This window comes from Mycobacterium sp. (assembly GCF_035274705.1).
In the GTDB taxonomy this organism is placed as follows: domain Bacteria; phylum Actinomycetota; class Actinomycetes; order Mycobacteriales; family Mycobacteriaceae; genus Mycobacterium.
Window position 1 is genome coordinate 44,277 of sequence record NZ_DATENY010000027.1, and the last position, 12,786, is coordinate 57,062.

General features: G+C 63.8%; 14 protein-coding genes. 8 read left to right on the top strand and 6 right to left on the bottom strand.

The genetic code is table 11. From position 1 onward, the window contains the following. Positions 1-6 precede the first annotated feature (6 nt). Together VJV41_RS07140 and VJV41_RS07145 are read left to right on the top strand one after the other, a co-directional pair. The gene (locus VJV41_RS07140) at positions 7-1,323 is read left to right on the top strand and encodes an MCE family protein (protein WP_414684903.1); all 1,317 of its coding nucleotides are present in this window, start codon (positions 7-9) and stop codon (positions 1,321-1,323) included. Continuing rightward, complete coding sequence (locus VJV41_RS07145) at positions 1,323-2,960, top strand: MlaD family protein (RefSeq protein WP_325332528.1); 1,638 nt, start codon at positions 1,323-1,325, stop codon at positions 2,958-2,960. The genes VJV41_RS07140 and VJV41_RS07145 overlap by 1 nt, the downstream gene beginning before the upstream one ends. Positions 2,961-2,976: 16 nt before the next feature. On the opposite strand, the gene VJV41_RS07150 is transcribed toward VJV41_RS07145, so the two are convergent. After that, a complete protein-coding gene (locus VJV41_RS07150) occupies positions 2,977-3,228 on the bottom strand; it encodes a hypothetical protein (protein WP_325332530.1) in 252 nt (83 codons plus the stop codon). Positions 3,229-3,608: 380 nt separating this feature from the next. Here VJV41_RS07150 and VJV41_RS07155 point away from each other — a divergent pair, with 380 nt between their 5' ends. Beyond that, on the top strand, positions 3,609-3,959 hold the full coding sequence (locus VJV41_RS07155) for a hypothetical protein (protein WP_414684904.1): 351 nt from the start codon (positions 3,609-3,611) through the stop codon (positions 3,957-3,959). Positions 3,960-3,968: 9 nt separating this feature from the next. Here the strand turns inward: VJV41_RS07155 and VJV41_RS07160 are convergent, their stop codons facing one another. After that, positions 3,969-5,249 (bottom strand): cytochrome P450, encoded by a 1,281-nt coding sequence (locus VJV41_RS07160; protein WP_325332534.1) that lies wholly within the window; start codon positions 5,247-5,249, stop codon positions 3,969-3,971. A gap of 187 nt (positions 5,250-5,436) precedes the next feature. On the opposite strand from VJV41_RS07160, the gene VJV41_RS07165 reads away from it, so the two are divergent. After that, entirely contained in the window at positions 5,437-6,078 is a 642-nt protein-coding gene (locus VJV41_RS07165) for a helix-turn-helix domain-containing protein (protein WP_325332536.1), read from the top strand. On the opposite strand, the gene VJV41_RS07170 is transcribed toward VJV41_RS07165, so the two are convergent. The 3 genes from VJV41_RS07170 to VJV41_RS07180 are packed head-to-tail and all read right to left on the bottom strand — an operon-like array spanning position 6,044 to position 8,139. Beyond that, a complete protein-coding gene (locus VJV41_RS07170) occupies positions 6,044-6,487 on the bottom strand; it encodes a hypothetical protein (RefSeq protein WP_414684898.1) in 444 nt (147 codons plus the stop codon). The two genes, VJV41_RS07165 and VJV41_RS07170, sit on opposite strands and share 35 nt — an antisense overlap. A gap of 55 nt (positions 6,488-6,542) precedes the next feature. After that, positions 6,543-7,685: a thiolase family protein gene (locus VJV41_RS07175; RefSeq protein WP_325332538.1), complete on the bottom strand. Its 1,143-nt coding sequence runs from the start codon at positions 7,683-7,685 to the stop codon at positions 6,543-6,545. Between the two features lie 46 nt (positions 7,686-7,731). Continuing rightward, complete coding sequence (locus VJV41_RS07180) at positions 7,732-8,139, bottom strand: Zn-ribbon domain-containing OB-fold protein (protein ID WP_325332540.1); 408 nt, start codon at positions 8,137-8,139, stop codon at positions 7,732-7,734. Between the two features lie 104 nt (positions 8,140-8,243). Between VJV41_RS07180 and tpx the strand changes: the two genes are divergently transcribed. Together tpx and VJV41_RS28945 are read left to right on the top strand one after the other, a co-directional pair. Continuing rightward, positions 8,244-8,735, top strand: a complete 492-nt coding sequence (gene tpx / locus VJV41_RS07185; RefSeq protein WP_325332542.1) for a thiol peroxidase — start codon at positions 8,244-8,246, stop codon at positions 8,733-8,735. A gap of 209 nt (positions 8,736-8,944) precedes the next feature. Beyond that, positions 8,945-9,157 carry a hypothetical protein gene (locus VJV41_RS28945; protein WP_414684899.1) on the top strand — a complete coding sequence of 71 codons (213 nt, stop codon included), beginning with the start codon at positions 8,945-8,947 and terminating at the stop codon, positions 9,155-9,157. Between the two features lie 3 nt (positions 9,158-9,160). Here the strand turns inward: VJV41_RS28945 and VJV41_RS07195 are convergent, their stop codons facing one another. After that, positions 9,161-9,877 carry an enoyl-CoA hydratase/isomerase family protein gene (locus tag VJV41_RS07195; protein WP_325332544.1) on the bottom strand — a complete coding sequence of 239 codons (717 nt, stop codon included), beginning with the start codon at positions 9,875-9,877 and terminating at the stop codon, positions 9,161-9,163. A gap of 82 nt (positions 9,878-9,959) precedes the next feature. Between VJV41_RS07195 and VJV41_RS07200 the strand changes: the two genes are divergently transcribed. Both VJV41_RS07200 and VJV41_RS07205 read left to right on the top strand, forming a co-directional pair. Beyond that, on the top strand, positions 9,960-11,486 hold the full coding sequence (locus tag VJV41_RS07200) for an AMP-binding protein (protein ID WP_325332545.1): 1,527 nt from the start codon (positions 9,960-9,962) through the stop codon (positions 11,484-11,486). An 82-nt stretch (positions 11,487-11,568) separates the two neighbouring features. Next, positions 11,569-12,759, top strand: coding sequence for an amidohydrolase family protein (locus tag VJV41_RS07205; protein ID WP_325332547.1), 1,191 nt, complete (start codon positions 11,569-11,571; stop codon positions 12,757-12,759). Positions 12,760-12,786: the final 27 nt, after the last annotated feature.

Genomic DNA, 12,786 nt, shown 5'->3' on the forward strand with positions numbered 1-12,786 from the left:
AGCAAAATTCACAGAAGTCGTGCGAAACGGTTGACCGTCCTCGCGTCATGCGTTGCGCTGACGCTGACGGGCTGCTCCTTCCAGGGGTTGAATTCACTGCCGCTTCCCGGGGCGGTGGGGCGGGGCCCCGACGCGGTTACCTACCACGTCCAGGTACCGAATGTTGCAACGCTGGAGTCCAATTCGCCGGTGATGATCGATGACGTCGTGGTCGGCAGCGTCGGGAAGATGACGGTGCAGGACTGGCATGCCGACGTGGAGATCTCGGTCAAGCCCGACGTGGCTGTGCCTGCCAACGCTGTGGCGACGGTTGGGCAGACGAGCCTGCTGGGATCCATGCATTTGGCGCTCGATCCACCGATCGGCGAAAAGCCAAGCGGCCGCCTGCAACCCGGGGCAACGCTGCGCTTGAATCAGTCGTCGACCTTCCCGACCACCGAGCAGACTTTGTCGTCCCTCTCGGCGGTCGTCAACGCAGGCGGACTCGGTCAACTCGGCGACGTCATCCACAACTTCAGCATCGCGTTGAATGGGCGTGGACCCGAGCTCCGTGAGCTGCTGACCCGGCTCGACAAAACCGTCGGCGTGCTTGATCAGCAGCGGGACAACGTCATCGCGTCGATCCAGCAACTCAATCGAATCGCCAGCAAGTTCGCCGGCCAACGAGACGTGATCGACCGTGCGCTCAAGGACATCCCTCCCGCATTGGACGTGCTGAACAAGGAGCGGCCTCGTTTTACGACCGCGCTCGAGAAGCTCGGTCAGTTCAGCGATACCACCGCGGGGCTGGTAAATGACGCAGGCCAGGATCTGGTGAAGAACCTGAGCGACCTGGAACCGGCCCTTAAGGCGCTCGCCGACATCGGCCCCGAGATAACCAAGGCGCTCAACTTTGCCCTAGCGTTCCCCTACGGCCCGGCCTTCGCCGACCGAATCACCAAGGGCGACTACATCAACCTGTATGCCGTTTTCGACATCACGTATCCGCGACTGAAGCGGACGACATTTCTCGGCACCCGGTGGGGCGACGAAGACGCCAAGCTGATCCCGGCGCCGGGCGACCCCTGGTACCTCAACTACTCGTACAACCCGCTATCCCTCGGTGTCGCGCCGCCGCCTGAGGCGCTGACTGCGTCAGCGTCAGAAGCGTCGCCAGGCGGTCCTATTCCGCCAGTGACCGAGCCGGTGCTGCCGGTGGCGCCGCCGCCCGCAATGCCGAATGCGCCGGCCACGGTAACCACGTCGTCGCAGATCTTCGCGGGTCCCTACGGTGCTGAGGCGCCGCCGGCTCCGGCCGCACCCGCACCGGGAGGTGGTGGCTGATGCTTACCCGTTTTGTGCGCAACCAATTGATCATCTTCACCATCGCGTCGGTGATTGGTGTGGCGGTCATGCTGTTCGCCTACATGCAGGTGCCAACGCTGCTCGGCGTGGGCCGCCTGACCGTGAAGCTTGAGTTGCCTGCTTCCGGTGGGCTGTACCGCTTCAGCAACGTCACCTACCGAGGCGTGCAAATTGGCAGGGTGACTGGGGTGGCGCTGACCGAGAACGGGGCCGAGGCAACGATGAGCCTCGACACGTCGCCGAAGATTCCAGCGGATCTGAAGGCCGAAGTACGAAGCGTTTCGGCCGTGGGTGAACAGTATGTGGATCTTCGCCCACAAACCGACTCCGGCCCTTATCTGCGGGACGGCTCGGTGATCGGTGTCGAGAACACGACGATTCCGCAGCAAGTCGGGCCCATGCTGGACCAGGTCAGCTCACTGGTGAAGAGCATTCCGAAGGAAAGACTGGCCGATCTGCTCGACGAATCGTTCAAGGCTTTCAACGGCGCAGGTGACGATTTCCAATCACTGTTCGACTCGTCGTCCAGCATCAGCCAATACCTGAACGAGGTATCCGACCAGTCGCGGGCCCTGATCGATGACAGTGGGCCACTTCTGGATTCGCAGGCCACGACCACCGATTCCATCCGAACGTGGGCGCGAAGTGTGGCGGGGATTTCCGATGAAGTCGCGCAGCACGACGCGGACGTGCGCACGATCCTGCAGCGGGGACCCGGCTTCGCCAACGAGGTTTCAACACTTCTGAATCAACTCAAGCCGACCTTGCCGGTGTTGCTGTCGAACCTCACCACCCTGGGTCAGATCTTCGTCACCTATAACCCATCGCTCGAACAACTCCTGGTCCTCCTACCGGGGACGGTCTCGCTACAGCAGTCTTTCGGGATCATGAAGAACAACCCGTACGGTCTGCCCTTGAGCGACTTCGCGTTTACCATCAGCGATCCACCACCGTGCACCGTCGGTTTCCTGCCGCCGTCGCAATGGCGATCGCCGGCCGACACCACCACCATCGACACACCAGATGGGTTGTACTGCAAGCTGCCCCAGGATTCACCGATCGGCGTACGCGGTGCTCGCAACCTCCCATGCATGGGACACCCTGGGAAGCGCGCGCCCACAGTTGAACTGTGCAACGACCCCAAGGGATATCAGCCGCTAGCGATCCGCCAGCACTATCTCGGACCGTATCCAATTGATCCGAATCTGATCGCGCAAGGGATCCCGCCCGACGACCGCGTCGACTTCAACGACCGTATTTTCGCGCCCACCGAGGGCACCCCTTTGCCACCTGGAGCAGTTCCTGGAGGTACACCGCCGGATCCACTGATGGCTCCGATAACGCCCACATCGCCGGCGCCGCCATTGCCGCCGCCACCGGGGAATTCCATCAACGGCCCGCCTCCCGGGCCCGTCGAGGTGCCACCCGGTGACGGCACCATTCCAGCGGCTCCAAGTGCCTTTGGCGGCAACGGTTCTGGCGGCCCATCCATCGCATTCGCACAATATGACCCGCGAACGGGGGAATACATCTCGCCCGACGGTCAGAAGCAGCAGCTGACGAATGCGGTTGCAGGAGCTTCACCCAAGTCGTGGAAGGACCTGCTGCCGATCTGACCCGGTAGGGCGACGGTTAGGACAGCTTCTCCAGCCGCACCGGCACCTCGATGACAAGCGGCTTGTTGATGCCGCAATTGCCGCTCGCAGCCTGTGTCCTGACGCGGCCGGCGAGGAGGTCGACAATCTTGGTGTCGCGCTGGCTGTTGACTGGGTCCCAACCCCAGAACCAGAACCGCTGGGTGCCAGGGACAGCCGTGCCGTCTGGACACGGCTCCCAGTTGTCGACAACGCGCTCGGCGAGCCAGTAGTCGCCAGTGTTGGTCATTGGGGCAGTCCAGCCCTGGTCGCTCGTCACTGTGCCCGTGCACCGAATCGGACTCTCGCAACTCGAGCTGAAGGTCCAGGTTTGAACCTGCGTCGGTTCGTTCATGAAGACCTCGTTGGTCTTCGCCCAGTCGCCGTTCGAAATCATCCGATAGGTGCCGTTGAGTTCGACCCCGTAATTCGAGGCTGAAGCCGGCGTTGCCAGGCCTACACTTCCGAACACGGCAACTACCGCCGACACTGCGCCTGCTACCCGAACTCCACGCATAGCGCGTAAGCCTATCGTGGCCGGTAGCAATCCTCTCCGAAAGGGAGAATTTCGTTCCCGCTTGTGTGAAAATCATGGCCGTGCGATTCGCTGTTGCAGTGCTTGCTGCCTTGATGACTTCCGCCGCGGTCATTGCCGCACCGCCGGCAGCCGCCGATGATCCGACCGACTGCAACTATCCATCGTGCACGCCCGGCATCGCGCCCAACATCGTGCTTGGTTCGTACTGCGACAACCCCACCTACTACTCGTTTGGGGTGACGTCGTGGGGACGGCTGGTGTTCTGCGGTTCGCCCAGGCGGTACGAACCCCGATGGTTCCGTTCACCCGAAATGCACGGGGTCAAGAATGAGAACGATCCGTGTCCGGCCATGGATGGCGAGGTCGCGCAGGCGCCGGACGGCCTCTTCCTCACCTGTGTGGCCAAGGAAGGCAGCAGCCACTGGGAGCGCGGCGACCTCTGACGCCAGTGTTTACCCGACGCGTTTGAACTTGATGTTCAGGTCGGTCAGCCCACGCAGGATGAAGGTCGGCTCGTAGGTGTAGCGGCGATCACCGGCGGGGCCGTGCTTCTCCTCATCGATAGTGATATCGGCCAAACGGTCGAGGAGTCGCTCGATCGAGACCCGGCCCTCGACGCGCGCTAGCGGCGCGCCGGGGCAGGAGTGGATGCCGCGGCTGAATGCGATGTGCTCACGGACGTTGCGGCGGTCGAGCTGAAATTCATGCGGATTGTCGAACCGATTCGGATCGCGGTTGGCGGCGCCAGGACTGACCATCACCGTCGTTCCGGCGGGGACCGGCGTATCAGCGAGTGTCGTTGACTTGCGGGCCATCCGGAACACACTCTTCACCGGGCTGTCCATGCGCAGGCACTCCTCGATGAAGGTCGGGATCAGGCTGCGATCCTCGCGCAAATGCTGCTGGATGTCGGGCCGGTCGCCGAGCACCCTAAGGGCCGCGCTGAGCAGCTTGGCGGTCGTCTCCTGTCCTGCACCGAACAGGAAGGTGGCGGTGCGGACCACGTCGACCACCTCCGGTGTCGAACCGTCCGGGTAGAGCGCCGTGGCCAACCCGGTCAGCACATCGTCGCGCGGATTGCTGCGCCGGTCTTCGATGTAATGGCTGAACTTCTCGTCGGCCCACTCCAGGGGGTTGGCCGCGATCGGCTCGTGGTCGAGTCCGCCGATATTCGTGCCGGGCCGCTGCGCCCCGAAGGCCTCGCGAAACTCCTCGTGGTCCTCCTCAGGAACACCGAGCAGGTCCGCGACAACCAGCAGCGAGAACGGCCTGGCGTAGGCGGCGAGGAATTCACACTTGCCGTCGTTGATGAACTCGTCGATGTGCCGGTCGGCCAGCCGCCACATGAAGTCCTCGTTCTCCTTGAGCCGTTTCGGCGTCAGAAGTCGGTTCAGCAGCGAGCGCGCGTCCGTGTGGTTCGGCGGATCCATCGTGACCATGTGCTCGTACATCGGGATCTCGGTGCGGTGCTCGACGAGCTGCGCGCAGATGTCGTCACCCTGGGGCACGAATGGCATCGGGGTGAATGGTCCGGCGACGGCAACGCAGGACGAATAGTTCTCGGTGTCCTTGTAGACGGCGTTCGCCGCTTCCCAGCCGGTGACGGCCAGCACCCCGTTGTTGATCGGGCAACTGACCGGGTTCTTGGCGCGCAGGTGGTCGAAGTAGGGGTGCGGATCGGGAACCAGCGACGGGTCGGTGAAGTAGTCGACGGAGTCGTAATCGGTGGTCATGTGAAGCGCTTCCTCCCGAAACCCATGGTCGTGTGGCGTCGACGCCGACGGTGCCCAAATGCGCGAGAAACGAATGTGCTGAGCACCTGCTTAGCATGGAGGTAGAGTCACGGTCAAGGTGACCACGCGGTCCTGCGTCTAACATCTGCCCTGTCAACCGTGTGGGCTGAAGAAATGGGGAGGTGGCATGACATCGGCGCGCAGAATCGGGGCGCCGGATGCGAAGAATCGCGGCGTGTTGCTCGACGCCGCCGAGCAACTTCTCCTCGAGGAGGGCTACGCCGCGGTGACGTCGCGTCGGGTCGCCGAAAGGGCCGGACTCAAGCCTCAGCTGGTGCACTACTACTTCCGCACGATGGAAGATCTCTTCTTGGCGGTGTTTCACCGAAGGGCCGAGGAGGGACTCGGCGTCTTGGCGAAGGCGCTGGAGTCACCTCAGCCGCTGTGGGCGTTGTGGCGGTTCAGCACCATGCCGGATGCCACCCGGTTGACCATGGAGTTCATGGGCCTGGCCAACCATCGCAAGGCGTTGCGGGCCGAGATCGTCTATTACGCAGAGCGTTTCCGGGCCGAGCAGAACAAGGCGATCGAATCCGCGCTGCGCCGCTATGGCGTCGACACGGCGGACGTACCGCCGGTCGTATGGACGGTATTCGCGACAAGCGTGTCGCAGGGTTTGGTGATGGAACGAGCGCTCGGAATCTCCACTGGTCACGAAGAGACATTTGAATACTGCGAGCAATGGCTGCGCCGGCTCGAGGGCGAACCGCTTCGTAACCAGTTAGAGGCGAGGGCTACCAATTCCGAAGCGAGCAGAGCGCGCCCTTAGGCCCCTGGTGGGTGGCGACGATCACGCCGTCGACCGCAAGCGCGCAGTGGATATTGGGCGTCTTCGTTGTCTCCGGCGCGCTGGCGACCACCATTGCCCACTCATCCGGGTTGGCCAGCGGCACGTCGAGGTTCCACTGCTGGTTCGGGCCGACATCGGCTTCGACTTTGGGGCTGAACTGATACGGGTTGTAGCTATAGTCCGCCCAGTTCGGCGGGTCGACATCGCGATAGTAGATGTCAACGTTGAACGGCGTCTGGGCCCACACCGTGTAGTGGACGTTGTGCAGCGGGGGCGGCGGCACGTCGTCGTCGGCGTTGGCTGTTGGGGCTGTCAGGCCAGCCACTGTCATCGCTGCCGCGAACGTCAGCAGGGCATGCAATCTCATCAGACGTCGCGGAAACATCATTTCCGAATTTTAGAACTATGTTTCCGCATTGGATGTCCGAATCGGCAATCCAGTTCTACAGCGACAGTATCGTCGCCGACGCGGTGCCCGGTGCGCCGTAGACCTGCGCAAGGCCCACCTGCGGATTGCCCGGCGCCTGTCGGTCGCCGGCCTCGCCGCGTAGCTGGCGCACCAGTTCGTGAACCTGCCGCAGGCCCGAGGCGCCGATCGGCTCGCCGTTGGCGATCAGTCCGCCGTCGGTGTTGACCGGAAGCGAGCCGTGGATTTCGGTGGCCCCGTCGGCCAGCAGCTTCTCCTGCTCTCCGTCCGCGCACAGTCCTGTCTCGGCCATGTGGATCACCTCGGCGCCCGCGTCGGTGTCCTGCAACTGCGCCACGTCGACATCTTCGGGCCCGATCCCGGCCACCTCGTAGGCGGCCTTGGCCGCGTACACGGTGGGGGACGGGTCCTCGTCCAGTGGCGCCGATGTCGCGTGCACTTCGTAGGCGCCGAACGTCCGCGTGCGGATCTCGGTGGCACGCACGTAGACCGGCTTGTCGGTGAAGCGGTGCGCGATGGCGCCGCGGCACATGATCACGGCGGCCGCGCCTTCGTCGGGTGCGCAGAACATGTACTGCGTCAGCGGGTAGTTCAGGACGGCCGAGTTGAGGATCTCTTCCTCGGAAATCGGCTTGCGCCGGAAGGCATTCGGGTTTTTCTCTCCGTTGCGGAAGTTCTTGGCGGCGACCTTGGCCAGCGTCGCCTGCGAGATGCCGTGCTTATGGATGTAGTGGTTGGCCTTCATCCCGAAGAACTTGGTGGTCACGAATTGACCGTTCTCGGCGTACCACTGCGGCAGCGCGAGCTTCGCGGGATCGTCGGTGAAGGCGCCGCGCGGGTGCTTGTCCATGCCGATCGCGATGCCGATGTCGTACTTGCCCAGCCGGATGGTGTCGGCGGTCTGCTGGATGGCCGTGGCTGCAGTGGCACAGGCATTGAACACGTTGGCGAAGGTGATGCCGGTCAGGCCGACCAGCCGCGTCACCGCGTCTGGATTGGACACCTCATAGCTGCCGCCGAAGCCGAACTGGATGTCCTTCCAATCCACGCCCGCGTCGGTGAGCGCGAACTGGATTGCCTCGGCGCCCATTTCCATGGCTGTCTTGTCGAACCGGCCGAACGGGTGAAGCCCCACGCCGATGATGGCAACGTCGTTCATTCCTGAGGTGTCCTTCCGCGGGCGGTGCCGGCAATCGTATGAAGACTCAGACGGGCTGGAAGGCGAACGTGACGATCTCGCTGCCCTCGTCATCGGTGGTGAAGGGCACCATGGTGAGCTCGACCTCCATGCCGAACTGGAGCTTGGCGGGATCGTTTTCGGTGAGGCGGCCTTCGACGCGGATCACGTCGTCGAGTTGCACCAAGCCGACGCCGAACGGGACGAAGTCCTTACCGGTCGGGCCCTTGTACGGCGCACCGGGCGGGAAGCCTTGAGTCGTCCATGCGACAAGCGTGCCGCGCCGGGGGAGCCGCACGGCAGACATCTCCCCGGCGCTGCACTTCGGGCAGCGCTGCTGGACGGGAAACGTGGTGGCTCCGCACTTACCGCAGGTGCTTCCGATGAGCTCAGGATTCTCGTCGGGCCAGGTAGAGATCTCGGGGGCGAGCGCCATCTGCTGTGTCGATACACCGTTGACGATAATCGGAAATGATGTTCTCGTCCAGCGAGAACCTAGCCCGGTGTGCGGTCCGCTTTCGGCCTTGACAGACTAGGCGCATGGCGCAGATAACCTTGCGGGGAAATCAGATCAACACAATCGGACAGCTGCCGGCCGTCGGGTCCCAGGCTCCCGGTTTCACTTTGACCGGCACGGATCTCGGTGAGGTGAGCAGCTCGCGGTTCAGCGGCACTCCCGTGTTACTGAACATCTTCCCGTCCATCGACACACCTGTTTGTGCAACCAGTGTTCGGACCTTCAACGAGCGCGCGGCCGCGGACGGCGTGTCCGTTCTGTGTGTCTCGAAGGATCTGCCGTTCGCGCAGAACCGATTCTGTGGCGCGGAGGGAATCGAAAACGTCACGACGGCATCGGCGTTCCGCGACGGCTTCGGCGAGGACTACGGCGTCACCATCGTCGACGGGCCGATGGCCGGGCTGCTTGCGCGCGCCATCGTGGTGATCGGTGCGGACGGCAACGTCGCCTACACAGAGCTGGTGCCCGAGATCGCTCAGGAGCCCAACTACGATGCGGCGCTAGCCGCGCTGTAGCCGTCAACGAGCGCCGGTGGACTGGTACGGCCCGCTCGACGCGGTGGTTGAGGGCAGGCTCGACCCGCATATCGTCCATCCGACGGAGACGTCATGAGCGTTCTTCCCGGGCCGATCCGTCAGATCGGTTATGTCGTCACCGACCTCGACAAGGCGCTCGCCAGCTGGGTGGAACTGGGCGTGGGCCTACTGGACAGAGGATTTCGACGATGCAGGCCGTGCAAGACGCTGGCTGGCCGGTGGTGTGGTCCGGTGGTGAGGACGTCGGCACCCGATTCGCCTACGTCGAGCCGCCGAACACCCCGGCGGCGATCATCGAAATCATGGAGCTGACGGAGACGACAGCCGGAATGGGCAACTTCATCCGCGACACCGCTGCGAATTGGGACGACACCGATCCCATTCGCGAAATGGGCAGCTGACCCCTACTTGCCCCGCTTCATCACTTTGTCGGCGGCGGTCCAATGCTCGTCTGACACCCACAGTCGGGCAAAGGCCGCGACGGCTTCTGTCGTGGACACCCCACGCATCACCCGCTTGATCTCGCCCGACGGCGGCCTGGCCAGCAAGCGGGTGATGCTGCGCCATCCCTCGTCGAACGAATCTCGTGGGAACACCTTGTCCACCAAGCCAATTCGCTCGGCCTCGGCGGTGTCGAGCACCGTGCCGGTGCCGGCCAGCAAGAGCGCCTTGCTGTAGCCGATCAGCGCGGCCAGCCGTTCGGCACCGCCCCATGCGGGCATGATCTCGAGTGCCACCTGGTTGAAGCCGATCTTGATGTCGTCGGCGGCGAGTCGGATGTCGGCCGCAACCGCGAACTCGGCGCCGCCGCCGAGCGCGTGACCGTTGAGCACCGCGACGGTCGGCGTGGGGAAACTGGCGATCCGATCGCAGATGGAGCGCATCCCAAAGGCCATTGCCGAAGCTTCCTGCTCGGTGCGCAACGCGGCCAGTTCCTTCAAGTCGCCACCCGAGACGAAGGCGCGGTCGCCGGCACCCCTGATGACGAGGGCCGTCGCACCTTCCGCACCGTCGAGCGCCTTCTCCAGCTGGTCCATCGTCTCGAGCGAGATGGCGTTGCGGGCCTGTGGCCGATCGATGGTGACGATCGCCAAGCCGTCGTCGAACTCCAGGTCCACCATCGAGCGTTCTCCGTCTGCGGTATTGGCATTCTCTGCTACGGAGAATAGCATCGCCTTCGTATTGGAGGTGCCACGGCAATTCATGCGAAATATCCCTGCTGAGCTCAAGAATCGCTACGAGGACGAGGGCTGGTGGACGCAGGAAACCCTTGGTGTTCTTCTGGCGCGAGGACTGCAGGCCAGCCCCGACGCCGGCTTTTGGGTGCACTCCGCAGTCCGACCCTTCTCCGGTACCTTCCGTGACGTCGAGACCCTCGCCCGCAGGCTCGCCGCGGGGCTGCGGGCGCGCGGCGTCGGGCCCGGTGATGTGATCGCCATCCAGCTGCCGAACTGGATGGAAGCCGCGGTCGCCTTCTGGGCATCGGCCTTTCTCGGCTCGGTGATCGTGCCGATCGTGCACTTCTACGGCCGCAAGGAACTCGCCCACATCCTTGGCACTTCGAAGCCGCGCGTCTTCATCACCGCCGAAGAATTCGGTCGAATGAAGTTCCAGCCTGACCTGTGCGCCGGCATCCCGATCGTCGGGCTGGTGGGTAAGGACTTCGATGACCTCCTCGACGACGAGCCGATGGCTGGCACAGTTCCAGCCGATCCGGCGAGCCCTGCGCTGATCGCGTTCACGTCGGGCACGACTCGGGATCCCAAGGGCGTCATACACAGTCACCAGACGCTCGGCTTCGAAACGCGCCAGCTGCTCGAGAACTACCCGCCAGACCGCGGCCGCCAACTCACCGGGACGCCGGTCGGGCACTTCATCGGCATGCTCGGTGCGTTCCTGATCCCGGTGCTCGAAGGCGCACCGATCGATCTGTGCGACGTCTGGGATCCGGGCCAGGCGCTCAAACTCATTGAGCGCGACGGGCTTTCCATCGGTGGCGGGCCGCCCTACTTCGTCACCAGCCTGCTCGACCATCCCGACTGCACTCCGGAACACATGAGCCATTTCACGACCGTTGGCCTTGGTGGGTCGACCGTGCCCGCGGCGGTCACGCGTCGGCTGGCGGACCTAGGCATCTTCGTGTTCCGGTCGTACGGCAGCACCGAACATCCGTCGATCACCGGATCGAGGCCCAGCGCTCCGGAAGACAAGCGGCTCTACACCGACGGCAACCCGCGTCCCGGCGTGGAGATCAGGCTCGGACCCGACGGTGAGATCTTCAGCCGCGGCCCCGATCTGTGCCTCGGCTATACCGACCCGGAACTGACGGCGAAGGCCTTCGACGACGACGGCTGGTATCGCACCGGCGATGTCGGCGTGCTGGACGAGGACGGCTACTTGACCATCACCGACCGCAAGGCCGACGTCATCATCCGCGGGGGCGAGAACATCAGCGCGCTCGAGGTGGAAGAGCTGCTGCTGACAATGCCGGCCGTGGCCGAAGCGGTCGTGGTGTCCACCCCGGACGCCCGGCTCGGGGAGCGCGCTGCGGCCGTTTTGCGGATCAAGCCGGGGCATGCGATGCCGAGCATCGAGGAAGTCCGGGAGTACTTCAAGCGGACAGGCGCCGCGCCTCAGAAGTGGCCCGAGGAGTTGCACCAAGTAGACGACTATCCGCGCACCGCAAGCGGCAAGGTGCAGAAGTTTCGCGTCCGCCAGTCCATCCAATAGGGGTCAGCGGCTCGAGCCGGCAGAATATTGCATTGAGCAGCTAACGAGAATATGATTCTCGCAAGAAGAAAAGGAGGGTTTCATGGGGCAACTTTCGCATCGAGTCGATATCCCGTTCCCGCTGTTCGACGCCGATAATCACCTCTACGAGCCGCCGGAGGCGATGACCAAGTACCTGCCCAAGGAGTACAAGGACCTCGTCCAGTACGTCGAGATCAACGGCCGCACCAAGATTGCGCTAAGGGGCCAGATCAGCAACTACATCCCGAACCCGACGTTCTCGGTCGTCGCGAAGCCCGGCGCGTGGGAGGAATACTTCAAGTTCGGCAACCCCGACGGCAAGAGCAAGCGCGAACTGTTCGGCGAGCCGATGCGCGCCATCCCGGCATTCTTCGAGCCCGGCCCGCGCCTCGAGGTGATGAACGAGCTGGGCATCGACCGCTCGCTGATGTTCCCGACGCTGGCCAGCCTCATCGAGGAGCGCCTCGCCGACGATCCGGTTGCCATTCACGTCGTCATCCACGCGCTCAACCAGTGGCTCGACGAGGTGTGGGGTTTCAACTACCAGAACCGCATCTTCACCACGCCGGTGATCACGCTGCCGATCGTCGAGAAGGCGATCGAGGAACTGGAATGGGTCGTCAAGCGCGGCGCCCGCGCGATCCTGATCCGTCCCGCCCCGGTGCCCGGGTTCCGCGGTCCGCGCTCGTTCGCGCTGCCCGAGTTCGACCCGTTCTGGGAGCGCGTCGTCGAATACGACCTCTTCGTCGGTATGCACTCGTCGGACTCCGGCTACTCGCGCTACACGTCCGAATGGGACGGCTCGGTGACGGAGATGCTGCCGTTCCAGACCAACGCGATGGGCATCCTCAACGAGTGGCGCCCGATCCAGGATGCGGTGGCGTCGTGGGTGATCCACGGTGCGCTGTTCCGTCACCCCAAGCTGAAGGTGGGCATCGTCGAGGCCGGCTCGAAGTGGATGTTCCCGCTGCTGGACTCCATGGCCGAGGTGTGGAAGAAGGCGCCAGAGGCCTTCCTGGGCAACCCGATCGAGGAGATCAAGAACCGCATCTACGTCAGCCCGTTCTACGAGGAGGGCATCGACCAGCTGGTCAACCTGATCGGCGTGGACCAGGTGCTGTACGGCTCGGACTGGCCGCACCCGGAGGGGCTGGCTGAGCCGACCCACTATGTGACGGCGCTGGAGCATCTGTCTGTCGATGATCAGGCAAAGATCATGGGCGGCAACCTGTCTCGCCTCGTCACGGTGTGACCTACCGGGAGCGCTGGTCGACCATCC